This window comes from Weissella viridescens (assembly GCF_003862435.1).
Taxonomy (GTDB): domain Bacteria; phylum Bacillota; class Bacilli; order Lactobacillales; family Lactobacillaceae; genus Weissella; species Weissella viridescens_A.
In genome coordinates, this window is record NZ_RHGY01000012.1 from 1 (window position 1) to 23,275 (window position 23,275).

The 23,275-nt window shown below is 40.7% G+C and carries 25 protein-coding genes, 15 tRNA genes and 2 rRNA genes; 39 read left to right on the forward strand and 3 right to left on the reverse strand.

What is annotated here, in order from left to right:
* From D3P96_RS07880 to D3P96_RS07995, 24 genes are all read left to right on the forward strand, one after another.
* A 23S ribosomal RNA gene (locus D3P96_RS07880) occupies positions 1-252 on the forward strand; the annotation flags it as partial.
* A 105-nt stretch (positions 253-357) separates the two neighbouring features.
* Positions 358-474: ribosomal RNA gene (rrf, locus tag D3P96_RS07885) — 5S ribosomal RNA — on the forward strand.
* Positions 475-478: 4 nt separating this feature from the next.
* Positions 479-551, forward strand: a tRNA-Val gene (locus D3P96_RS07890).
* Positions 552-615: 64 nt separating this feature from the next.
* Positions 616-688 (forward strand) — tRNA-Thr (locus D3P96_RS07895).
* 7 nt (positions 689-695) lie between these two features.
* Positions 696-767, forward strand: a tRNA-Gly gene (locus D3P96_RS07900).
* Between the two features lie 2 nt (positions 768-769).
* Positions 770-853 (forward strand) — tRNA-Leu (locus tag D3P96_RS07905).
* Positions 854-860: 7 nt separating this feature from the next.
* Positions 861-934 (forward strand) — tRNA-Arg (locus tag D3P96_RS07910).
* Between the two features lie 32 nt (positions 935-966).
* Positions 967-1,040, forward strand: a tRNA-Pro gene (locus tag D3P96_RS07915).
* A 47-nt stretch (positions 1,041-1,087) separates the two neighbouring features.
* Positions 1,088-1,161: transfer RNA gene (locus D3P96_RS07920), tRNA-Met, on the forward strand.
* Between the two features lie 20 nt (positions 1,162-1,181).
* Positions 1,182-1,271 (forward strand) — tRNA-Ser (locus D3P96_RS07925).
* A 33-nt stretch (positions 1,272-1,304) separates the two neighbouring features.
* Positions 1,305-1,378: transfer RNA gene (locus tag D3P96_RS07930), tRNA-Met, on the forward strand.
* Positions 1,379-1,381: 3 nt separating this feature from the next.
* Positions 1,382-1,455, forward strand: a tRNA-Asp gene (locus D3P96_RS07935).
* A gap of 11 nt (positions 1,456-1,466) precedes the next feature.
* A tRNA-Phe gene (locus tag D3P96_RS07940) sits at positions 1,467-1,539 on the forward strand.
* 37 nt (positions 1,540-1,576) lie between these two features.
* Positions 1,577-1,648: transfer RNA gene (locus D3P96_RS07945), tRNA-Gly, on the forward strand.
* Between the two features lie 49 nt (positions 1,649-1,697).
* A tRNA-Gly gene (locus D3P96_RS07950) sits at positions 1,698-1,769 on the forward strand.
* A gap of 6 nt (positions 1,770-1,775) precedes the next feature.
* A tRNA-Ile gene (locus D3P96_RS07955) sits at positions 1,776-1,849 on the forward strand.
* Positions 1,850-1,878: 29 nt separating this feature from the next.
* Positions 1,879-1,966: transfer RNA gene (locus D3P96_RS07960), tRNA-Ser, on the forward strand.
* A 598-nt stretch (positions 1,967-2,564) separates the two neighbouring features.
* Positions 2,565-3,416, forward strand: a complete 852-nt coding sequence (locus D3P96_RS07965) for a helix-turn-helix domain-containing protein (RefSeq protein WP_124943821.1) — start codon at positions 2,565-2,567, stop codon at positions 3,414-3,416.
* 104 nt (positions 3,417-3,520) lie between these two features.
* The gene (locus D3P96_RS07970) at positions 3,521-4,999 is read left to right on the forward strand and encodes a cytochrome ubiquinol oxidase subunit I (RefSeq protein ID WP_185696135.1); all 1,479 of its coding nucleotides are present in this window, start codon (positions 3,521-3,523) and stop codon (positions 4,997-4,999) included.
* Positions 4,999-6,015, forward strand: coding sequence for a cytochrome d ubiquinol oxidase subunit II (gene cydB, locus D3P96_RS07975; protein WP_124943822.1), 1,017 nt, complete (start codon positions 4,999-5,001; stop codon positions 6,013-6,015). The genes D3P96_RS07970 and cydB overlap by 1 nt, the downstream gene beginning before the upstream one ends.
* A gap of 85 nt (positions 6,016-6,100) precedes the next feature.
* Positions 6,101-7,834: a thiol reductant ABC exporter subunit CydD gene (gene cydD / locus D3P96_RS07980; RefSeq protein WP_124943823.1), complete on the forward strand. Its 1,734-nt coding sequence runs from the start codon at positions 6,101-6,103 to the stop codon at positions 7,832-7,834.
* A complete protein-coding gene (gene cydC, locus D3P96_RS07985; protein ID WP_124943824.1) occupies positions 7,827-9,572 on the forward strand; it encodes a thiol reductant ABC exporter subunit CydC in 1,746 nt (581 codons plus the stop codon). Before cydD ends, cydC begins: the two co-directional genes overlap by 8 nt.
* Positions 9,573-9,720: 148 nt before the next feature.
* Entirely contained in the window at positions 9,721-10,326 is a 606-nt protein-coding gene (locus D3P96_RS07990; protein WP_124943825.1) for a glycoside hydrolase family 73 protein, read from the forward strand.
* Positions 10,327-10,347: 21 nt separating this feature from the next.
* Positions 10,348-11,475 carry an ATP-grasp domain-containing protein gene (locus D3P96_RS07995; RefSeq protein ID WP_124943826.1) on the forward strand — a complete coding sequence of 376 codons (1,128 nt, stop codon included), beginning with the start codon at positions 10,348-10,350 and terminating at the stop codon, positions 11,473-11,475.
* A 62-nt stretch (positions 11,476-11,537) separates the two neighbouring features.
* Here D3P96_RS07995 and D3P96_RS08000 read toward each other — a convergent pair whose 3' ends face one another.
* Entirely contained in the window at positions 11,538-11,654 is a 117-nt protein-coding gene (locus tag D3P96_RS08000; RefSeq protein WP_124943827.1) for a DUF4044 domain-containing protein, read from the reverse strand.
* Between the two features lie 85 nt (positions 11,655-11,739).
* On the opposite strand from D3P96_RS08000, the gene D3P96_RS08005 reads away from it, so the two are divergent.
* From D3P96_RS08005 to D3P96_RS08030, 6 genes are read left to right on the forward strand one after another with little or no spacing between them, the layout of a single operon-like run.
* A complete protein-coding gene (locus D3P96_RS08005) occupies positions 11,740-12,135 on the forward strand; it encodes a DUF3397 family protein (protein WP_124943828.1) in 396 nt (131 codons plus the stop codon).
* 14 nt (positions 12,136-12,149) lie between these two features.
* Positions 12,150-12,359 (forward strand): cold-shock protein, encoded by a 210-nt coding sequence (locus D3P96_RS08010; protein ID WP_124943829.1) that lies wholly within the window; start codon positions 12,150-12,152, stop codon positions 12,357-12,359.
* Positions 12,360-12,362: 3 nt separating this feature from the next.
* The gene (locus tag D3P96_RS08015) at positions 12,363-12,914 is read left to right on the forward strand and encodes an NUDIX hydrolase (protein ID WP_124943830.1); all 552 of its coding nucleotides are present in this window, start codon (positions 12,363-12,365) and stop codon (positions 12,912-12,914) included.
* Positions 12,915-12,921: 7 nt separating this feature from the next.
* Positions 12,922-13,203 (forward strand): hypothetical protein, encoded by a 282-nt coding sequence (locus D3P96_RS08020; protein ID WP_124943831.1) that lies wholly within the window; start codon positions 12,922-12,924, stop codon positions 13,201-13,203.
* Positions 13,204-13,217: 14 nt separating this feature from the next.
* Entirely contained in the window at positions 13,218-13,910 is a 693-nt protein-coding gene (locus D3P96_RS08025) for a 5'-methylthioadenosine/adenosylhomocysteine nucleosidase (RefSeq protein ID WP_124943832.1), read from the forward strand.
* Between the two features lie 30 nt (positions 13,911-13,940).
* On the forward strand, positions 13,941-14,285 hold the full coding sequence (locus tag D3P96_RS08030) for a cysteine desulfurase (protein ID WP_124943833.1): 345 nt from the start codon (positions 13,941-13,943) through the stop codon (positions 14,283-14,285).
* 51 nt (positions 14,286-14,336) lie between these two features.
* Here D3P96_RS08030 and D3P96_RS08035 read toward each other — a convergent pair whose 3' ends face one another.
* The gene (locus D3P96_RS08035) at positions 14,337-14,783 is read right to left on the reverse strand and encodes a class Ib ribonucleoside-diphosphate reductase assembly flavoprotein NrdI (protein ID WP_124943834.1); all 447 of its coding nucleotides are present in this window, start codon (positions 14,781-14,783) and stop codon (positions 14,337-14,339) included.
* Positions 14,784-15,109: 326 nt separating this feature from the next.
* Between D3P96_RS08035 and nrdH the strand changes: the two genes are divergently transcribed.
* From nrdH to D3P96_RS08075, 8 genes are all read left to right on the forward strand, one after another.
* Positions 15,110-15,349: a glutaredoxin-like protein NrdH gene (gene nrdH, locus D3P96_RS08040; RefSeq protein WP_124943835.1), complete on the forward strand. Its 240-nt coding sequence runs from the start codon at positions 15,110-15,112 to the stop codon at positions 15,347-15,349.
* Between the two features lie 105 nt (positions 15,350-15,454).
* Positions 15,455-17,626 carry a class 1b ribonucleoside-diphosphate reductase subunit alpha gene (gene nrdE, locus D3P96_RS08045; RefSeq protein WP_124943836.1) on the forward strand — a complete coding sequence of 724 codons (2,172 nt, stop codon included), beginning with the start codon at positions 15,455-15,457 and terminating at the stop codon, positions 17,624-17,626.
* 72 nt (positions 17,627-17,698) lie between these two features.
* Complete coding sequence (nrdF, locus tag D3P96_RS08050; RefSeq protein ID WP_124943837.1) at positions 17,699-18,652, forward strand: class 1b ribonucleoside-diphosphate reductase subunit beta; 954 nt, start codon at positions 17,699-17,701, stop codon at positions 18,650-18,652.
* A gap of 325 nt (positions 18,653-18,977) precedes the next feature.
* Positions 18,978-19,973, forward strand: a complete 996-nt coding sequence (gene trpX, locus D3P96_RS08055; RefSeq protein ID WP_124943838.1) for a tryptophan ABC transporter substrate-binding protein — start codon at positions 18,978-18,980, stop codon at positions 19,971-19,973.
* A 3-nt stretch (positions 19,974-19,976) separates the two neighbouring features.
* Complete coding sequence (locus D3P96_RS08060; RefSeq protein ID WP_124943839.1) at positions 19,977-20,861, forward strand: ABC transporter permease; 885 nt, start codon at positions 19,977-19,979, stop codon at positions 20,859-20,861.
* 2 nt (positions 20,862-20,863) lie between these two features.
* On the forward strand, positions 20,864-21,631 hold the full coding sequence (locus tag D3P96_RS08065) for an ABC transporter ATP-binding protein (protein WP_124943840.1): 768 nt from the start codon (positions 20,864-20,866) through the stop codon (positions 21,629-21,631).
* Between the two features lie 62 nt (positions 21,632-21,693).
* On the forward strand, positions 21,694-22,074 hold the full coding sequence (locus D3P96_RS08070) for a fluoride efflux transporter FluC (protein WP_124943841.1): 381 nt from the start codon (positions 21,694-21,696) through the stop codon (positions 22,072-22,074).
* Positions 22,071-22,439, forward strand: a complete 369-nt coding sequence (locus D3P96_RS08075; RefSeq protein WP_124943842.1) for a fluoride efflux transporter FluC — start codon at positions 22,071-22,073, stop codon at positions 22,437-22,439. Before D3P96_RS08070 ends, D3P96_RS08075 begins: the two co-directional genes overlap by 4 nt.
* A gap of 49 nt (positions 22,440-22,488) precedes the next feature.
* On the opposite strand, the gene D3P96_RS08080 is transcribed toward D3P96_RS08075, so the two are convergent.
* Positions 22,489-22,830, reverse strand: coding sequence for a VOC family protein (locus D3P96_RS08080; RefSeq protein WP_124943843.1), 342 nt, complete (start codon positions 22,828-22,830; stop codon positions 22,489-22,491).
* Positions 22,831-22,965: 135 nt separating this feature from the next.
* On the opposite strand from D3P96_RS08080, the gene D3P96_RS08085 reads away from it, so the two are divergent.
* On the forward strand, positions 22,966-23,275 hold a 310-nt coding region (locus D3P96_RS08085), incomplete at its 3' end, for a JAB domain-containing protein (RefSeq protein ID WP_124943844.1).

A 23,275-nucleotide genomic window follows, 5' to 3' on the forward strand; every position in this document is an offset into this window, starting at 1 on the left:
TGCCCTTAGTACGAGAGGACCGGGGTGAACGTACCTCTGGTGTATCAGTTGTTCCGCCAGGAGCATCGCTGAGTAGCTATGTACGGATGAGATAAACGCTGAAAGCATCTAAGTGTGAAACTCGCCTCGAGATGAGATTTCCCATTCTTTATGAAGTAAGACCCCTTGTAGATGACAAGGTAGATAGGCTAGAAGTGGAAGTGCGGCGACGCATGGAGCGGACTAGTACTAATGGTTCGAGGACTTAACCAAGTTGAACAAAACGTTGGTGTACGGTTCAATTAATGAAATGAAGTTAGGCTTGACAATATGATTCAGTTTTGAGATAATTAAATCTCGTATGACTAGTATTATCCGTGTTGTGATGATGGCATTGAGGTCACACCTGTTCCCATACCGAACACAGAAGTTAAGCTCAATAGCGCCGAAAGTAGTTGGAGGATCTCTTCCTGCGAGGATAGGACGTCGCAATGCATATGGACGATTAGCTCAGCTGGGAGAGCACCTGCCTTACAAGCAGGGGGTCACAGGTTCGATCCCTGTATCGTCCATTGAAACGAAAGTTTCAAGTGATCATGAATATCTATTTGCCAGGCTGGTACTAACTAGTATTTTGCCGACTTAGCTCAGTTGGTAGAGCATCGCTCTTGTAAAGCGRGGGTCGAAGGTTCGAGTCCTTTAGTCGGCATTATCWTGCGAACTTAGTTCAGTGGTAGAACATCACCTTGCCATGGTGGGGGTCGCGGGTTCGAATCCCGTAGTTCGCTTTGCCGGCTTGGCGGAATAGGTAGACGCACAGGACTTAAAATCCTGCGATGGGAACATCGTACCGGTTCGATCCCGGTAGCCGGCATGATTTTGCACCTATAGCGCAATTGGATAGAGTGTCTGACTACGAATCAGAAGGTTGCAGGTTCGACTCCTGCTAGGTGCATTTAAACGGTATTAACTGTTTAATAATTTGTTCGGGACGTAGCTCAGCTTGGTAGAGCACCTGGTTTGGGACCAGGGGGTCGCAGGTTCGAATCCTGTCGTCCCGATTATGATAATCTAGTATTATCATAAATAGGTAATTAGTGTTAATTTTCGCGGTGTAGCTCAGCTGGCTAGAGCGTTCGGTTCATACCCGAGAGGTCGAGGGTTCGATTCCCCCCGCCGCGATTGATACGTAAGTATCTATTGGAGAATTACCCAAGTCTGGCTGAAGGGAACGGTCTTGAAAACCGTCAGGTCGAGAAATCGGCGCGTGGGTTCGAATCCCACATTCTCCTTATACATCATTCAGTGATGTAGTTAATAATTATCGCGGGTTGGAGCAGTCTGGTAGCTCGTCGGGCCCATAACCCGAAGGTCGTAGGTTCAAATCCTACACCCGCAATTTGGTCGCATGGTCTAGTTGGTTAGGACGCCTGCCTGTCACGCAGGAGATCACGGGTTCGAACCCCGTTGTGACCGTTTAATATTATGGCGCGATAGCTCAGTTGGTAGAGCATACGATTGAAGCTCGTAGTGTCGACGGTTCGATTCCGCCTCGCGCCATCATATTAGTAAACGTACGTAAGTGCGTTTATGTTTTGCGGATGTAGTACAATGGCTAGTGCTCCAGCCTTCCAAGCTGGGAATGCGGGTTCGATTCCCGTCGTCCGCTTTTAGAAATAAAAGCAACTGAATATGTTTTTTGTTTCAATATTAATATTGCGGATGTAGTACAATGGCTAGTGCTCCAGCCTTCCAAGCTGGGAATGCGGGTTCGATTCCCGTCGTCCGCTTTTGTTGGGACTGTAGCTCAGCTGGTTAGAGCGCACCCCTGATAAGGGTGAGGTCGGAGGTTCGAGTCCTCTCAGTCCCACTTAAAAAAGAATACTTTGTTCTTTTTTTGGGGACATACTCAAGAGGCTGAAGAGGCGCCCCTGCTAAGGGTGTAGGTCGGGAAACTGGCGCGAGGGTTCGAATCCCTCTGTCTCCGTCATTAAATTTATGATCAATTAGGAAAACCTTTCAGAAATGAAAGGTTTTTTTGTGCTTATATTTATCATGAAAAAGAACATGTATGTAAATAAATCACATATGTAAAATTTCATAATCATCATTAGACACGATAGCGCAGGATAAGGACTTCCTAGTATCATACATTATAAATATATAAACAGAATGATCAAATATGAATAAGCTAAAATGATTTGTAAAACAGATCTTCAGTTTGGGAAAATTGGTCTTAAAGTGATGCATTATGAAATATTACATAATGGACTGAGTAGCACTGCCTAACTAAATATGCAAAAAAACGAGGATTTACTCACCTTTTATTAGTGAATTAGTAGAAAATCTTAAAATTTAACGTGGTTTAATTAAAAAAACAAAAAAATAAAAAATTTTTTTTATGATACAAAGTAATATGTCTAAAATACTCATGACTAGGTGAATGCAAGATAGATAGATGAAAAAAGGCGGGAAATGGGACAATCAATCCAGTTGATAGTTAACGGTGCTATCTTGTTGTTTTTCCATTTTTCTCATAAACTAATGGTAATTTAGCAAAACTAAAAGAAAGATGGGGGATTACAATGATTGTAAAAGGTAGTTTACTAAAGCAACGACGTGAGCAGTTAGGCATTTCGCAAGGACAACTTGCAGAGGGGATTTGTCATCAGTCCATGGTTTCTCGAGTTGAAAAACGAGGCCATATCACGTCGATGACGGTGCTAAAGGCACTATGTATGCGACTACACATTGATATTAGCCAGGTTGCTGAATTGACCAACGAAAACCATGTACAACTTTCGTATGTGCGTGAGTTAGTAGAGTGCTTTGAATATAAAAAGGCAAAAAAGATTTTAGAATCAACATCGTTTATGCAAAACATGGAAGACATGGTAATGCCGGAATTTCATCTGCTTAAAGCGATTTGCTATTCTGAATGTGGGGAGCCACAAAAGGCGCTACATTTCCTACAAATGGCCATGAGTGGTACATTACACACACAAACAGGCTTATTAATCGAGATCTTCAACGAAATGGGGAGCGTTTGGATCAAATTAGATGAGCTGGAAAGTGCAAGTGATTGTTTGGAACGGTGCTTAAATCTGATTAAGTCATTACCAGAGACAAAAGCGGAAGCACTTAAGTTAGTGATTGTGAAGGTTTACCGAAGAAAGGCAGAGTTAGCTGTTGCCTCGAAAGCATATCCTGAAGCAATTGATTGGGTTGACCAAGCGATGAATATGTTGCCTAAAGTGAATGCATATCACGAGCTGGTTCAACTACAAAAAATCAAGATTAAGAGTGCCGAAGAATTAGGTCAACAAGCAGAAAAGAAAGAGGCGATGTTACTAGCCTATGCTGCTGGGCTGTTCTCACAAGATCAAAAGTTAGAAGAAGAAACAAGACATTATCGTTCAGAAATGGACTCAAAATAAAAAAGATTAAGAAAGTTGCCGAATACACTAAAAATTTTGCCTGAAAAGTTGTATAATTAACTAGTTACATTTAGGAATATAGATTTTGGAGTAGGAGGCAAGTTATGGACTTGATTACAGGTTTAACCATGCTAGACTTAAGCCGATTCCAATTCGCAATGACAACGATTTTTCACTTCTTCTTTGTGCCGTTGTCAATCGGATTAGGTATTTTGGTAGCTATCATGGAAACCATGTACGTCGTCAAAGGTGACGATGTATACAAACGTATGACGAAGTTCTGGGGACGTATTTTCCTTTTGAGCTTTGCCGTCGGTGTTGTTACTGGAATTATTCAAGAGTTCCAATTCGGAATGAATTGGTCACGTTACTCACGTTACGTTGGTGACATCTTCGGACCGGCTTTGGCCGTCGAAGCCTTAGTCGCGTTCTTCTGTGAGTCAACATTCTTGGGTCTTTGGATGTTTGGTTGGGATCGCTTTAAGAAGGGCGTTCACTTGCTATTCATCTGGTTAGTTGCTCTTGGATCTGCATTCTCTGCATTGTGGATTTTGGCAGCCAACTCATTTATGCAAAACCCAGTTGGATTTAAGATTGATCATAAGTTCGGCCGTGCCGTGCTTGTCGATTTCCCTGCATTGTTGACTAACCATCAACTTTGGTTGGAATTCCCTCACGTTTTGTTTGCAACAATGTTGATCGGACCATTCGTTATTATTGGAATTTCAGCATTCTCACTTTTGCGTCGTAAGGACAATGTTGACTTCTTTAAGAAGTCAGTTCACATTGCTTCAGCTGTCGCATTAGTTGGAACTATTGGTATCTTAATTACAGGTGACAGCCACGCCTATAATGTTCAATATGACCAACCAATGAAGTTTGCCGCAATGGAAGGTATTTCTAAGGACGTTGGTGGAAAGGATAAGCAAGAACCTTGGTCTGTTGTTGCTTATACCAATCCTAAGACTCACGAAACAGAATGGTCACTTGATGTGCCATATCTATTATCAATTTTGGCCCACCATGACCTAACTGGTTCTAATAAGGGTTCAGAAACGATTAACAAGGAACTTCACGAAAAGTACGACAAGAAGTTTGGTAAGGACATGAACTATTATGTGCCTTCTAACACATTGTTCTATGCTTTCCGTGTCATGGCTGGTGTTGCTGGGGTACTTGGTATTCTTGCAGCACTTGCATGGTGGTTTACACGTGCCAAGTCAACCTTTGATATCACAAAGTACCGTTGGGTACTTTGGATTTTCGGAATTGCAACATTCATTCCGTTCTTTGGAACAACTGCTGGTTGGTTGATTACTGAACTTGGACGTTATCCATGGATTGTGTACGGTGTCTTGACAATTGCTGACGCCGTTTCACCAAATGTGTCGTTCGCATCATTGTTCATCTCAAACGTGATTTACTTCTTGACGTTCGCCGCATTAGGTGGAGTTATGATTTACCTATCACGTCGTGTGATGATTCAAGGACCTGATTCTGTTGATGAAGAAGTTGATGACGAACAAGCACCAGCTGATCCATTCTCTGCAGACTCATTTGATGAAAAGGGAGGTAACTACTAATGCCTTCAATCTTACAGATTTTGTGGTTCGTATTAGTCGCCGTTCTATTTTCAGGATTCTTCTTCCTTGAAGGTTTTGACTTTGGAATCGGAATGTCACTGAAGACAGTGGCAAAAAATGAAGCAGAACAAGATGCCTTAATTGATTCTATCGGACCTCATTGGGACGGTAATGAAGTTTGGTTGATTACTGCTGGTGGAGCAATGTTTGCGGCCATTCCTTATTGGTACGCTTCATTGTTCTCAGGTTTCTACTTAGTATTGTTTGTTATCTTGCTTGGTTTGATTTATCGTGGGGTTTCATTCGAATTCCGTGAACAAATGTTGACGCACAAGTACCGTAACTTATGGACAACGATTGCAGCTGTTGCATCATTCATTGTGCCATTCATGTTTGGACTTATGTTTACCGACGTTGTTCGTGGAATGCCTATGAATGCAACTGGTGATCTATCAGCAACATTCTTTGATTATGTAAACATTTTCTCAATTGTTGGTGGTGTTGCACTTGCTTTGCTTTCATACATGCACGGATTGAACTACATGCGCTTGAAGCTTGTGGACGGTCCACTTGTTGAACGCGCGGTAAAGCAACTAAAGTTCCTTTACCCAACATTATTGTTAGGTGAAGTTGCCTTTGCGGTAACACTTTACTTTAATACTGACTTCTTTACGAAGAAGCCAATCATTACACTTATCTTGTTGGCCGTTATCGTTGGGCTTACAGTGCTTGCTTGGTACACAAATAGTACAGATCACCAATACATTACTTTCTTTGCATTGGGATTTGCGATTATCACTGTGGTTGTCCTATTACTTACGGGACTTTACCCTCGCGTAATGGTTGCAACAAACCCTGCTCATTCAATCTTGTTGAAGAACGCAACTTCAACACCATACACATTGAAGTGGATGACAGGAATTGCCTTGACTGCGGTGCCAATTGTATTGGCTTACCAAGGTTGGAGCTTCTGGGTATTCCGTAAGCGTATCCAAGTTTCTGGTGAAAAAAAGTAGTATAATATAACATAGTTATGCTTAAAAAAGGGATCGGCATATTTGCCGGTCCCTTTTATACATAAAAAATTAGGAGATATGCACCATGTTAGATCGAAGAATCTTTAAATTTAAAGGAGCCCGGCGAGCCTTAAGTTGGCTAGCGGTGTTAACCTTAATTCAAGCATTTGCAATTATCTTTCAAGGCCGATTCTTAAGTGTCAGTTTGTCTGACTTATGGGGCAAAAAAACCTTGAGTCAAGTTGCAGTGGTCTTGGGTATCTTTATTACGGCATTTGTGATTCGGCAATGTTTAACAGTAGCTAAGAATTATGTCTTAGTTCCGTTTGCTGATCGGACCACGGATCAATTACAAAAGCAGCTCATTGAAAAATATACGAAATTAGGACCGACCGTTATCTCAAATAATGGAACGGGTAAGTCAGTTAATTTGGCGATTGAAGGAATTGGACAAGTGAACAACTATCTAACACTTGTGCTCATTAAATTTGTTGATATGAGTATTGTTCCTTGGTTAATTTTGGTGTATATTGCCTCAATTAAATGGGAACAAGCTCTATTTCTATTAATCATTTATCCAATTATTGTGCTCTTTATGATTATTCTAGGATATACGGCGCAAGCCAAAGCAGATCGAGAGTATGATCGCTTTAATCGTTTATCTAATCACTTCGTTGATACATTGCGTGGACTTACGACACTTAAGCAATTAGGCTTGTCAAAACGATATGCAAATAATGTTTACGAAGTTTCCGAAGATTATCGCAAAGCGACTTTGAGTACCCTAAGTATTGGAATTTTGTCGACATTTGCATTGGACTTTTTAACAACTTTGTCAATTGCGGTGGTGGCACTATTCTTAGGGCTTGATTTAATGAATGGTAATTTAACGTTGGTTTCAGCTTTAACCATTTTGATTTTGGCTCCAGAGTATTTCTTGCCAATTCGGAACTTTGCGAATGATTATCATGCAACCTTAGACGGAAAAAATGCACTAGCTGATATTTTCGATATTCTGGATCAACCTGAACCAGAAAACCAAGATGTCTACCAACCAAAGCAAAACGCATGGCAAAACGATAGCACCCTGGCATTGCAACAGGTTAATTATACTTATCCCAATGCAAGTCAGCCGGCCTTACAAGATATTTCGATGAATATTAAGGGCTTTGAAAAAGTTGGCTTGGTCGGGACATCAGGTTCAGGTAAGTCAACGCTATTGAATTTGTTGGGGGGCTTTATTGATGGAACTGGCGCCGTAGAAATTGAAGGCGAAAAGGTACCACATTTGTCACAAACGGCATGGCAACAGAACTTACAGTTTATGCCACAAGACCCATATATTTTCCACGACAGCGTGCGAGCAAACCTTGCTTTTTATGCGCCACAAGCTACAGATACGCAGATTCTAAAAGCCATTGATCAAGTGGGACTCCAGAGTTGGTTCTCTGAACTTAAAGATGGGTTAGATACGATTATTGGTGATGGGGCCATGCAAACGTCTGGCGGACAAGCCCAACGAATTGCACTGGCGCGAATTATGTTGAATGAATCAAGGCGTGTTATTTTGTTGGATGAACCAACAGCTCACCTTGACATCGAAACTGAGATGCAACTTAAGCAAACAATGTTACCTATCTTTAAAGACCACTTGGTCATTTTTGCAACCCATCGTCTCCACTGGTTAGCGCAAATGGATTGGATTATTGTAATGAAAGATGGTCAAATAGTTGAACAAGGAACACTCGCTGAATTGAATGCAAATGATGGGTACTTTGTTGAACTTCAAAAAGCAATGCAGGGGGTAGATCATGAGTAATTTATGGCATATCATAAAAAATGACCGTTGGGTCTTTCCATACCTCAAGCGTTACAAAGGCTTGTTAACTTTGATTATTTTCTTAGGGTTTATGACGTTCTTCTGTGGTGGTGCATTGATGTTCACTTCAGGTTACCTCATCTCTCGTTCAGCCCAAATGCCTGAAAATATTTTGATGGTGTACGCGCCAATCGTGTTAACGCGTGCTTTTGGAATTGGACGACCTTCATTCCGTTATGCAGAACGATTGACTTCCCATAACTGGGTACTAAAAATCGTGTCTTCATTTCGAAAGAAGCTTTACGAAATTGTCGAGTCTGGAACAAAAAGTATTTACGCACATGTTCAAACCGGTGAAGTTTTCAATTTAATGGCCAATGACCTATTTAAAATTGAAAATATGTATCTACGGGTTATTTTCCCAAGTATTGTGGGCTGGCTTTTGTATGTGCTTGGAACACTTGCCTTAGGTATCTTCAGTCCGATTACGGCACTTATCATTTTGCTTATTCTAGGCATTGATGCCATTGTCTTACCGTTGATTACATTGTCAATCATGGGTCGACGCGATGCCAAGCAAAAGCAAGTTGAGGGACGTATTTATACAAACCTAACTGATGCGGTGCTCGGTCTTCAAGATTGGATCTTAGCTGGACGCACAAATGAGTTAGTCGACCGACAAGAAAAAGATTTCGAAGAGATGGGACAATTACAAACCAAGGATGACCATTTTGATTGGTGGCGTAATTGGGTCGGCGAAGTTGTGATCGGGATTGCAGCATTAGTCTTGATTGTCTTTGCGACTGTGACCTTTGGACACACACACATGGGTGTGAACTGGATTGCTGCCTTTGGATTAGTACTATTTCCAATTACTGATGCGCTAACAAGTATCAGCGATGGATTCGGTGAACTACCACGTTATGCTGATTCAATTAAGCGTCTCAACGATATGGATGAAAAGAGCCAAGCTGAATCAGATGCACAAGTGCAACAAGTTGAACTGCCAAAACATTTGAATATTGCGTTGCAAGATGTGACTTTTGCTTATGATGAAAATAAGCCGGTCTTAAAGGATCTAAACTTAGAGATTCCGCAGGGCCAACATTTGGCAATCTTGGGACAATCAGGAGCTGGGAAGTCGACCTTATTGAAATTGATTTTGGGCGATGAAACACCGCAATCGGGCTCAGTCACAATTGGGGGCGTTCCCGTCGCTGCTTTGCAAGAGCATCGTGCCGAATTGATTTCTGTCTTGGATCAGCAACCATACTTGTTTGATACGACCGTAGCCAATAATTTGAAACTGGGAAACCTGCATGCAACTGACGAACAATTGTGGCAAGTTCTCGAACAAGTCAGTTTAAAGCAGTTGGTTGAGCAGTTACCAGAAAAATTGGATACGCCAATGACCGAAGCGGGGAAGCGATTCTCAGGTGGAGAAAAACAACGTTTTGCACTTGCGCGAATCTTATTACAAGATACGCCAATTGTTATTTTGGATGAACCGACTGTTGGGTTAGATCCAATTACAGAATTAGAAGTATTACAAACAATTTTTAAGACGTTACAAGATAAAACATTAATTTGGGTTACCCACCATTTGACTGGGGTAGAATTAGTTGATCAAGTTATTTTTATTGAGAACGCCTCAATTACGTTGTCAGGAACACCAGAACATTTAATGCAGACTTCACCACGTTTTGCCAGCTTATTGGCAATGGACCACGGAAAGTAATAAAAAGAGTTAGTCCTTTGGGATTAACTCTTTTTCTGTTTACACTTGTAACACTTTGAATATTGTAATCAGGCGTGTTTCTGGTATGATTAAACTTATTCAAGCATTGTCAAAAATCATTTTTTGATTTTGAAGAGAGGCAGTCTTTATGGCCAAAAAAAAGGAAAATAATGTCAAAGTTGTCACGGCATTATGTATCATCCTAGCCGTTGCCAGTTTAGTGACAATTAAACTGGTACAGCTCAATACGACGACAAATCAGCCAGCTGTAAATAAAACGGCCAAAAATCAGCACGAGGCGTTTATCGAGAAAGTCGCCCCAACGGCTGTGCAGATTCAACAGCAAGATCATGTGCCTGCATCAATTAGTATCGCACAGGCAGCTTTAGAATCTGATTGGGGCACCTCAAAGTTAGCATCAGACTATAACAATTTATACGGTGTGAAGGGGTCGGCTGACACTAAAAATATTGATTTACCAACAAAGGAATTTGTGCATGGTGAATGGAAGACCGTTCAAGCACCTTTCCGCTGGTATGACAGTTGGAATCAATCAATGTGGGCGCATGCGAGTTTATTGGTGAACGGGACAAGTGATAACGCGAACCGCTATGCATCAGTACTACAAAGTAACGATTATCGTGGTGCGGCCAAGGCGCTAGTGACCGGTGGCTATGCGACGGACCCACAATATGCTGAGAAATTAATTGAAATTATTGAAACATACCATTTAGATAAATATGATAAGCAGTAAGATGCTAAGGGGATAGGAAAGATGAGTGGAGAAGTATTACCAGGATCAACGATTGGCATTTTAGGAGATGATGTGATGAGCGCTTATTTGGCTCAAACGGCTCGTCGCCAAGGTTTCAAGATTGCAGGGTACAGTGATTATCCTGATGCCCCTATTTTGAAGGAAGCTGACTATCGCCTAGTGGGGCGTGATGAATTGGTTAATTTTATTGGATTATCAGATATTGTAACTTATGCGTCATCATGGGTGCCAAGCGAAGTCATTACGCAATTAGAGCAAACTGGCATTGATTTACCGCAAGGTTTTGATTTGATTGGGTTTACCGATGATCATGCTTTAAGCAAGGCTTTTGCTGAAGAGCAGGCCTTTAACGTCTTACCCTATGAGATTGGGACTTCATTAGATGATGTTGCCGTTGCAGCTAGAAATTTGGGTTATCCCGTCATTGTTAAGCCAATTTATCGTCACTCACAAGGGAACCAAGCAGTGGTCTTAAAGGGTGCTTATGATTTAGGGAAAGTTGCGCCACTGATTGATGGCTCGCCAGTTATTATCGAGAGTTGGCTAGCTGAAGTTCAAGAATACTCAGTGACTTTGGTGCGTGATCAAAATGGTCATGCTGCGATTTACCCTTTACGTCAAACGCATCAGATGGATAATGGATTGACTGCAGCTTGGACCGTGGGTCAAACGGATAATGGTGTCCGTCAAGAAATGTTGGACATTGCCAATAAAATTGGGAATGTTCTCGGTTATGTCGGGGCTTATGCTGTACATTTCTTTTATGCTGATAATGGAACCCTCTATTTACGCGATGTGACTGCTGGGATTGAACGTGTCGATTCAATGTATACCGACAATGTGACGTGTTCCGTTGAAGAACAGCATTTGCGTGTGATTACGGGTCAAAAATTGATGCCAGTTGTGGTCATGCAAGAAGCCGTCTACATGCCATTAACACAGGCCAATCAAGATAAGTTGGTGTTACATTGGGAAATCCAAGACAATTGGCGGATTAATCTTTATCCACCGATTCGTTTTAGCCAACAAAGTGGACATGTGGTTGTTTCAGGTGCCAACTCGGCAAAAATCTTAAATCAAATGCAAGTTGCCAATGTCTGGGACTTTTCACAAATTACAACAGATTAAAAAAACTAGTTAGTTTCACAATGACCGAACTGTTTCAGTCAAAAGTGAGCTAACTAGTTTTTTTAATGGAAAATGGCTGTAACTGCGAGGAATGAACCACCAACCAAAATGATTAACATGAAGATAACAAACGCTTGCAAAATCTTTTGCATGGTTGACTTAGGCTTTTTCTTTGACATTGACTACACCTCTTTTTTTATATCTAATAGTGTATTATAACAAAAAATAGAGAGAGTTCGCACAGACTCTTATAAATAAAGTATAATGAATAGTATTAAGTTTAGAAAAGGGATGCTTATGGCAACAAGTGTATTTTGGCCTTATACAATTTTGATGGTAATCTTGCTATGGTTGCTACTAACTATTATTAAACATACGATGACCACCTGGCCCCGTGTGTTAAGAGTCATTGATTTCATGGTGCTACCATTATGGTGGAGCATTGAGTCGATAACCTTTCAAGTGACACACTTTTCGTTGCTAGGACCAATGGTGTGTATGTTTTTGATTTGGGGAATTGCTTTAACCATTTACCAAGTCTTTGGAGTACAAACATTTAACTTAAAAAGATTTGTCACAATTTGGTGGCGTCTAATCGGTGCGGTGACCGTAGTGGTCTTTGTAGCCGTTGTCATCATTAATGCATTACATTTGATATAGAATAGAGGATGAACATGGAAAAATTAACAGGAACAGTTAAAACGTGGGAAGATGGCAAAGGATTTGGCTTTATTGAATCCGATGAAATGGATGATGTATTCGTACATTTTTCAGGAATCATTAACCAACGTCTACGCACTCTTGAACCCGGGCAAACCGTTCGTTTTGTTGTAGCACCTGGTGTCCGTGGTCCACAAGCCGCTTTAGTTGAAATCGAGGAATAAAAGATGGATGAATTTTATCGTGAAGACCTTATCTCAGAAACAGAGAAGTATGATGGTCATATTATTCGTGTAACAGAACAACTCGTCAAATTACCAGATGGACGTGAAGCGCATCGAGACGTGGTGTACCACAGTGGTGCCGTTGCCATTTTAGCCTTGACTGATGATCATAAAATAATTCTTGAGCGTCAATGGCGTGCACCGGTGCAAGCGATGACTCTTGAGATTCCAGCCGGTAAAGTCGATGGGCGTGATGGGGATGTCTTTGATACAGCTAAGCGTGAATTAAACGAAGAGACCCGGATGCAAGCAGACCACTGGGAGAAAATCGCGGGGTTCTATACATCAATTGGCTTCTCTGATGAGTACATGGATTTGTATTTAGCCACCGGTCTGACACCAGTGACCGATGAATTACCACAAGATGATGATGAATCGATTGATCTCTTATACATGACTTTTGATGAAATGACTGAACTCTTTAAAACCGGTCAATTGAATGATGCCAAAACATTGATGGCATATTTCTATTGGCAAACAATGCAGGAGAAGTAAAAAGTGTATGTGGGAAAAAATAAAGGGTTATTTTCAGAATAAGTTGACCCAACATCGTGAAAAAAAAGCACGGTTAGCGGCTGTAAAACCAAATCTGGAACAATTAAACCCACCATTAACGCGAAAAGAATATCGCTTAACGGGGCGTGGTAAGTATGAGTTAGATCCACAAACCCGTAAACTAACACCATTTGGTCTAACAACGCGACTTAAGCATAAATTGAACATCGCGATTTTAGTGTTATGTGTGCTGATTGTTTTAACTTATGTCATTTTAATTTTCTTTTAGAGGAGTAACAAACGATGCGATACGGAATTGTAAATGCCATGGCTGAAGAAAAAGTGGCCTTGCTTGAAGCAATGCAAGCCCCACAAGAAACTCAGTATGGTGGCAAGACTTTCTATGAAGGTGTGATTGGACACCATGATGTTGTGGTAGTAGAGGCAGGAATCGGTAAGGTTGCTGCAGCGATTACGACGACTTTATTGATCAATGCTTTTGATATTGATTATGTGATCAACTCTGGTTCAGCGGGGGCCCTAGGGCACGATTTGCATATTGGGGATGTTGTCGTTGCTGAATCATTGGCGTATGCCGATGCAGACGCACGTGCCTTCGGATATGAATATGGACAAGTACCACAACAACCAGCCCGTTTCTTAGCTGATAAATCATTGGCACAAGCGCTAGCTGATGATTTTGCAGCCCAAACTGATAAGCAATTGCGCCAAGGTTTGATTGTCACAAGTGATTCATTTATTGGGACTGATGCTCAAAAGCAAGCGATTTTAGCTGTTTTCCCAGATGCTTTATCAGCTGAAATGGAAGGGGCAGCGATCGCCCAGGTTGCGACATTTTATGATAAGCCATTTGCGGTAGTCCGTGCTATTTCTGATAATGCAAATGGTGAGGCCGGCCCAACCTTTGATGAATTTATTGTCCAAGCAGGTCAACAATCAGCACAAGTGTTAATTGATTTTTTAAATCAAGCCTAATTGATTTGAATTAAGAAGAGGAGTGATGACATGGCCTTTGAAAAACAAGTAACCATACCTGGGGATGACCAGGTGTACGCAATTAGCCCTAACATCAAAAAATACGCCCTAACAGACACAGGGTTCATTAATAAGCCCAATGGGACTTATGTCCTGGAACGTTCATTAGAACCCATGAAACCCGTGAATGCGGCTATTACATTGAAAATTGTGGTCAATGCGACCTTAACCGGCTTAAAGATTAAGACTTTGAATCCAGCGGGAACAATTATCATTAATTTATTTGAGATTAAAGATAATGCTGAAATGGTAAAACTCTACCATTACTACATTGACGATCTAATTCAACGCGATGTGCTCGTTAAGGTAAGTTAAACAAAAAAGACTGTCCTGATGGGCAGTCTTTTTTAATGAATAACGATTAAATTAATTGGTTGCGGCTAATGTTTGGCTTAAAGCATCATAGATACGCACGACATCGGTCGCAGTACCACGGAGTTCAAAGTCACCAACTAATGGGGCGTCAAACATCTGAGCATAGCGTTTTGCAGTTAGCACATACTGGGCATTGAAGTTTTTGTTTCCTGATCCTACAACGCCGATAAGGTGGCGGGGATTATTCCCATAAGCTAAATAGTCAGCTAAAGCATTAGTCAAAATTTCTTTCACACCATTGTCGATGCCATTCCCCCCGTCCAAGTAGGTGGGGACAAAAGCAAAATAGTCAGATGTTTCATGGTTGTCTGGGGTAAGATCGTTAATTTCAACGGCTTCAAAAGTTGGCCCCGGGTGTGTATCGGCATAAGCGATTAGTTTTTGGATAAAGGCGCGAGTATTTCCAGATTGCGAAATATAGAGTAAACGTGTAGCCATAATTTTTTCCTTCCAGTTCGTAACAATTATGTCTTACGTTAAGCCAAATATTTTCATGTTTCAAGTAAAATTTAACTTTCTTTTTGGAAGTGCCTTTAGATGGGGCTTTAGCCGAATTTGAAAAAATGCAGCCTAACAGAGTGTTATTTTTAATCAATTTGTAACAATTCAGCGAACTGCCTGCATAGCCACGCTAATGCTATGTCAAGCCTTTTTTTTACGATATTTATGCCTTGCAAATTGTTAGCTTTTTAAAGTATACTCAAAAACAGTTATTCAAATCACAGATGCGAAATTACGAAAATAAATCTTACTAGGAGTCAGATATGAAGAAAATTACAGTTTATACGAAAAACAATTGTGTGCAATGTATGATGACCAAAAAATTGTTGGGACAATATGGAATTACTTTCGATGAAATCAATGTTGAAGAAGACGAATCAGCACTTGTTTCATTGAAGGAAGCAGGTTACCAATCAGTTCCTGTGACTTTTGTTGAAAATGCTGAACCAATTGTTGGTTTTCGACCAGATTTATTAGCTGATTTAACTAAAGTAGTCATTTAAAGTACCGAGTGATACTTGCTTGCCGGTGCAATCAGATTCCGCTTTGCGGTTTGTATCAGAAGAACACTTGTTAACATAAGAGGGAATATAAAAGAGGGTATCTATATGTCACTATTAGACTTAGATCAAAATAAAGTGACCTATTTTGATTTGAACAATGAATTAAATATCCCTAAGGATAATACAATCCAATTGGGAAAGGATCACGAAGCCTTGGAAGCCTTCATGGCCGAAAATGTTGAGCCAAACACGATGCAATTCGATTCTTTACGAGCTCGGTTTGATTACTTATTGACTGATAACTTCATTGATCCAAAATTAGTTGATCAATATGATTTTGCATTTATTGAAAAATTATATGATTATCTGGAGTCACAGAAATTTCAATTTAAGTCATTTATGGCGGCCTATAAGTTTTATGCCCAATATGCCTTGAAGACAAATGATGGTGCTTATTATATTGAGCGATACATTGATCGTGTTGCGATGAATGCTTTATTTTATGGTAATGGGGATGAAACATTAGCAATGAATTTAGCTGAAGAAATGATTCATCAACGTTATCAACCTGCGACACCATCATTTTTGAATGCTGGTCGTGCACGTCGTGGTGAACTGGTATCATGCTTTATTTTACAAGCGACTGATGACATGAATGCCATTGGGCGTACGATTAATTCTGCCTTACAACTATCAAAAATTGGTGGTGGTGTTGGGATTAATTTGTCAAATTTGCGTGAAGCTGGTGCCCCAATTAAGGGCATTGAAAACGCCGCCTCTGGTGTGGTTCCAGTCATGAAGCTTTTGGAAGATTCATTTTCATACTCAAATCAAATGGGACAACGTAATGGTGCAGGTGTGGTTTATCTGTCAATTTTCCACCCCGATATTATGGCATTCCTTGCGACTAAGAAAGAAAATGCGGACGAAAAAGTCCGCATTAAAACGTTATCAATGGGACTAACGGTTCCAGATAAGTTTTATGAATTAACGAAGCAAAATGCTGACATGTACTTGTTCTCACCTTACGATGTTGAACGTGAATATGGCACGCCATTTAACTATGTCGATATTACTGCTGAGTATGACAACATGGTGGCAAATCCCAATATTAAAAAGACCAAGATTAATGCACGAAATCTTGAAAATGAACTTTCAAAGATGCAACAAGAGTCAGGTTACCCGTACGTCATTAATATCGATACGGTTAACAAGGCAAACCCAATTGCGGGTAAAGTTATCTCATCAAATTTGTGTTCAGAAATTTTGCAAGTGCAAAAGCCATCTGTTATTAACAACGAACAACAATACGAAACGCTTGGAACTGACGTGTCATGTAATTTGGGATCAACAAACATTGTTAATTTAATGGAATCAACTGACTTAGAAAAGTCAGTTGATACGATGGTACGAGCATTGACGTTTGTGTCAGATGCCTCTGATTTAGACATTGTCCCTTCCGTGCAAAACGGAAATCGCGAATTACATGCGATTGGGTTAGGTGCGATGGGCTTGCATGCTATGTTCGCCAAGAATCACATGTACTATGGTGATGAGGAAGCCCTTGATTTCACCAACATGTATTTTATGATGTTGAATTTTTACACGTTAAAAGCATCAAATAAAATAGCGCGTGAACGTCAAACAACTTTTTATGATTTTGAAAAGTCAGCTTATGCTGATGGTAGTTATTTTGAAAAGTACATTGATGAGGCTTGGGCACCCAAGACCCAAAAGGTACAAGAAATCTTTGCCAAGCATCATTTGCCAACCGCAGCTGATTGGGAACAATTGAAGCAAGATGTCATGGCTGATGGACTTTATAATGCTTATCGTATGGCGGTAGCACCAACAGGGTCAATTTCATATGTTAACGATGCCACAGCGTCATTGCACCCAATTATTAATAAGATTGAGGAACGTCAAGAAAAGAAGATTGGTAAGATTTATTACCCAGCCCCTTATCTTGACGCTGATACCATTCCATATTATGAATCAGCCTACAATATCGATATGCGTAAGGTTATTGATGTTTATGCCGAAGCACAACAACACGTCGATCAAGGTATGGCCATGACGCTATTTATGCGATCAACGATACCTGAAGGCTTGTACGAGTGGAAAGACGGCCGTACTGATAAGATGACGACCCGTGATTTAAACATCCTACGTAACTATGCCTATCATAAGAATATCAAGTCAATCTATTACATCCGAACATACACGGATGATATGGAAGAATTTGGTGTTAACGAATGTGAGAGTTGTTCGATTTAATGTATTAAGACAGAGAAGGGCCAGCGGTTGATTAAACTTTGCTGCCCTTTTTATTGAAAAATGAGGAAAACGATGAGCGAACAATATAAACCAATTAATTGGAATAAGATTGAAGATGCGATTGATAAAGCAACATGGGAAAAATTGACTGAACAATTTTGGCTTGATACACGAATTCCGTTATCTAATGACTTAGATGATTGGCGTAAGATGTCAAAAGTTGAACATAATTTGGTTGGTAAAGTTTTTGGGGGGCTTACACTACTTGATACACTGCAATCTCAGGATGGGATGACATCTTTGAAGGAAGATATTCGCACCCAGCAAGAAGAAGCTGTGCTTAACAATATCGAGTTCATGGAGTCAGTGCACGCAAAATCTTATTCATCAATTTTTGAGACATTAAATACGGAATCAGAAATTAATGACATTTTTGAGTGGGCAGAAACGGATGAGTTTTTGCAATATAAGGCCCAAAAAATTAATGATATTTATCATAATGGTACGGCGTTGCAACGTAAGATTGCATCCGTTTTCTTGGAAACCTTTTTATTCTACTCAGGTTTCTATACACCACTTTATTATCTTGGACACAACAAGTTGAATAACGTGGCTGAAATCATCAAGCTGATTCTGCGTGATGAATCTGTGCATGGTACCTATATTGGGTATAAGTTCCAATTAGGCTTTAATGAATTAGAGGAAGCCGAACAGGCTGAACTTAAGATGTGGATGTATGATCTTGTGTTCGATTTGTACAGCAATGAAGAAAAGTATACGCATGAACTTTATGATGAAGTTGGTTGGACTGACTCAGTTCTAACATTCTTACGTTACAATGCCAATAAAGCCTTAATGAATTTGGGGCAAGATCCACTCTTCCCAGATGGGGCTGAGGATGTTAACTCAGTTGTGATGAACGGAATTTCAACGACCACATCAAATCATGATTTCTTCTCACAGGTTGGAAACGGATACCGTTTGGGTGAAATTGAAGTCATGTCAGACGATGACTATAATTATTAAATGAATAAAAGATTTGACACATTTTATGAGAGTGTGTTAATATCATTTTATTCTAAAAGACAGGTGGAAGCAGATATGTTTACATTTAAAACACAATTAAATGGCTGGTGGCGCAGGTAGCCGCATTGAATGTTTTAAAAGACAGGTTCAATGCGTATTTCGGTGAGCGATATGTATCGAACCTGTGTAACCAAATCATGCTTCTAAAAACATGAGGTCCACAGGTACATCCTGTGGATCTTTTTATTTTGCCATAAGAAGATTCTAGGGAGTCGACTTATGGCTTTTTGTTTACAATTTGAAACAAAGGTAGAGGAGTAGAGAAATGAATAAAAAAGTAATTGCTGGACTTGCAGTCTTAGCTGGTGTGATTGTCATTTCAGGAGTGGTTGAGTCAAAGAAGGAACATGATGCTAATAAAATCCCAAAAGTGGGGGTCTTACAATTCATGAAACACCCGGCTCTGGATGCCATTAATCGTGGGATTGATGATGAATTAGCCAAAGAAGGTTATCATAACGGTAAAAATATTAAAATCGATTTTCAAAATGCCCAAGGTGATCAATCTAACCTGAAAACGATGGCGTCACGTTTCTCAAGTGAACGGGCTGATATTTCAGTTGGAATTGCAACGCCAGCAGCCGTGGCCCTAGCCAATACGATTAAAAATAAACCGGTTATTTTTTCAGCAGTGACTGATCCAGTTGGCAGTAAGCTGGTTAAAAATGAACAAAAGCCCGACCAAAATATTACGGGTGTTTCAGATAAGGCTCCTTTGCAAGACCAGTTGAAGTTAATGCAAAGGTTTATGCCCCAAATGAAAACGATGGGCGTTATTTATACTTCATCTGATGATTCAGCTTCAACCGAAGCTAAGCGCATGATTAAGCTAGCTAAAGCAGCGGGTATTACAGTTAAGCCATATTCAATCACATCATCGAATGATTTAAATCAAACCAGTCAACAAATGGTGGCTAACCATCAGGTAGATGCTGTCTTTGTCCCAACTGACAATACAATTGCAGGGGCAATGCCAACCTTAATTAAGAATACGAATGCTGCCAAAGTTCCAGTCTTCCCAACGGTTGATACGATGGTTTCAGCTGGGGGGGTTGCGGCTAGCTCAATTGATCAACATGAGTTAGGCGTGATGACCGGTAAGATGATTGTTAAAGAATTAAAGGGTGAGAAGCCCCAGTCTTTGCCAGTTAAATCAGTTAAAAAGGGTAAAGTTGTGATTAATCAGAAGCAAGCAGATCAACTGGGAATTAAAATCCCAGCTGAATATCAAGACGCAAAACGCGTGAGTGAGGAGAAATAGACTATGGAAATTATTATTTCAGCCATCGGGCAAGGGATGCTCTGGGCGCCACTTGGAATTGGCTTATTCCTAACTTTTCGTATTTTGAATTTTCCAGATATGACGGTTGAAGGAACCTTCCCATTAGGTGCGGCCGTAGCCGTTACCATGATTGGGAACGGTATCTCACCATTTATCGCGACGATTGCCGGTGCCTTAGCTGGATCTGCCGCAGGGCTCGTTACTGGGTTGCTATACACTAAAGGAAAAGTACCGATTCTCCTCGCAGGAATTTTAACAATGACCGCGATTTACTCAATTAATTTACGCATTATGGGGCAAGCCAATCGGTCACTCCTTAATCTCCCCACGTTATTTAGTGCCAAATTCTTGAATCATTTGCCAAACGGATTCCCTGTGATCTTGGTGGGAACCCTCTTGATTACTGTGATTGTCATCTTGACGGCGTTATTTTTGAAAACCGAGCTTGGGCAGGCCTTTATTGCAACCGGTGATAATGTTGATATGTCGCGTTCATTGGGGATTAATACCGACAATATGACGATTTTGGGACTCATGGTTTCCAACGCGTTAATTGGCCTTGGTGGCGCCCTTGTTGCACAAAATAATGGCTTTGCGGATGTGAATATGGGAATTGGAACCATCGTCGTGGCGTTAGCCTCAATTATCATTGGTGAAGTAATTTTCTCAGGCCAGATGTCATTGACTGATCGTTTGATTACAGTTGTGTTCGGGTCAATTATTTACCGTTTCGTTCTCGTCATTGTCTTAGCAATTGGCTTTAGTGCCGATGATTTGAAGTTAGTGAGTGCCGTCATCTTAGGATTGGCCTTAATGCTCCCTAACTTTGGTAAGCAACTTTCAATTAAATATAAGGAAAGGCACTAATTATGACAGCAAGTTTAAAACTAGTAGATGCAACAGTGTTGGTTAACCAGGGCACACCAGAAGAAAAAATTATTTTAGACCATGTTAATTTAACCGTTGAGGCAGGTGAGTTTGTGACCGTTCTTGGATCAAATGGTGCCGGAAAATCGACACTATTTAATGTGATTGCGGGATCCCTTAAATTAACGACAGGAAAAGTCTTTTTAGGTGATCAAGATGTCACGCAAATGAATGAGATTGCGCGCACAAAAACATTGTCACGTGTTTTCCAAGATCCCAAATTAGGAACGGCACCCCGGATGACCGTTGCTGAGAACTTATTATTGGCTGAACGACGTGGTGAAAAACGACGCTTACGGTCACGCGGTTTAACGACTGAAAAGCGGGCTGAATTAGTAAAGATTGCCGATCAAATGGGAAATGGGCTGGCCCAACGTTTAGATGTGCCAACTGGACAACTTTCAGGTGGTCAACGGCAAGCTTTGGCCTTTTTAATGGCCACAGAGGAGCGCCCTGAGCTATTGCTTTTGGATGAGCATACAGCCGCACTTGATCCGAAAACGAGTGCCCAACTCATGGATCTCACCGATCAACAAATTCGACAACAACATCTAACTGCGATGATGATTACGCATAATCTTTCAGATGCTTTAGAATACGGTGATCGGCTTTTGGTGATGTCGAATGGGCAAATTGCGATGGATTATACGGGAGCTGAAAAACAGGCGTTAACGCTTGAAGATTTGTTGACATTCTTTAATCGCTATTAAGTAATTTATCTCCCTTCGTAAAAGGTGTATGATATTTTTTGAATACAATTTTGAAAGGGGATATGATGCGTTACTGGCAAAGAATCCTTGCAGTTGCGAGCGGTGGTTTTATTGGTGGTGGCACACGGGAAGGATTGGAACTTTTATTTAATGGTCCTAATTTTCCGATTGGGACATTGTTCATTAATTTAAGTGGAACCATGTTAAGTGTGGTAGCGGTGGTTATCTTTATTGATAAATTTACGGTGGATCCACTTATCTTTGATTTTATTTCTGTGGGTATTTTAGGCGCTTATACCACCTATGCGACCTTAATCACGGAAACCATGACCAAGTTGTCACCGTTAGTTGGTTTGGGTTATATCACACTGTCCATTGTGGGAAGTGTCTTGATGGTCTATCTTGGTCGCTATGCCGCCCGAAAGGTGGTTCATCTGGCATGATGCAAGCAACTTATTTAATCTTAATTTCCGGAGTGGGGGCTGCCATCGGTTCAGTCATGCGTTTTGGTTGCTTAGAAATAGCACCGCGACTTTTTGGTCGATGGGGCGACTTTATGTTCCTAGCCATTAATTTGGTTGCAGCCAGTTTGGCGGGCATCATCTATGGTTTTCAACCCACTCTGTTTGATAATACTTTTTTCGCGAGTGGGATGATTGGTGGATTTTCCACTTTTTCAGCACCAATCATCGATTTAGCGGACAATATTGGGCATGCAAACCAGCGATGGCCAGCAATCGGACGAATGGTGGTGCTGATTGTTGGCGGATTGTTGTGTTTCCAAATGGGCCAATGGCTTGTACAGTAAAATAAAAAAGGTAATCCGAATACGACTGTTGTCGCAATGGATTACCTTTTTATTTTTGTGTACTTAAGTTGATATGGTTCCCCTCAAAATCAGCAATGTGGAAGACTGATGCACCGTTATCAGTGGTCATGAGTGCGATTTGTGGGACATCATAGTTGATTAAATGGTTCTCAATAGCTTGAGGTGTATCCTGAACTGCAATCGTTAGGGTGATCGGCTGAATTGGTCCCTGTGCTGGCTCAAAAACGAGCGGGTTACCTTGGAACGATAAGTGACTTTGTTCATGAGCTGAAAAAGTTGAGGGTAAATCGAACACTTCCCGATAAAAGCGAACCGCTCGATCAAGATTCTCAACGGGGATATTAAAGGTTGAAAACGAAGAAACACGCATAATTTAAGCCTCTCTTTCAATTAAAAAAGCATCATTAACTTTAAGTATAACTGCTTGGTCGAGGCTTTCAAATAAATTTAACGCATATTTGAACGATTGGTGTCTTTATTCTCGAATAAACGAGGAGGCAGACACATGAATAAGGTGAAATCAATTGAACAATTGGGACGTTACTTGGTCGGTAAATATGGGACGCAACCACAAGAGGGATGCTGGATTGTCGCGGTAGATACCCAATTGACGATTTTAGATGAATACTTAGTCGCGATGGGAACACTTAATCAGGTCGCCATTCATCCACGTGATGTATATCGGCATTTGATTGCGATTAACGCATACGGATTCATGATGGTGCATAACCACCCGAGTGGTAACTTAACTGCATCGACTGCAGATGAACAGGTTTTACAACAATTTATTTTATGCAGTGAAATTATGAAAATTC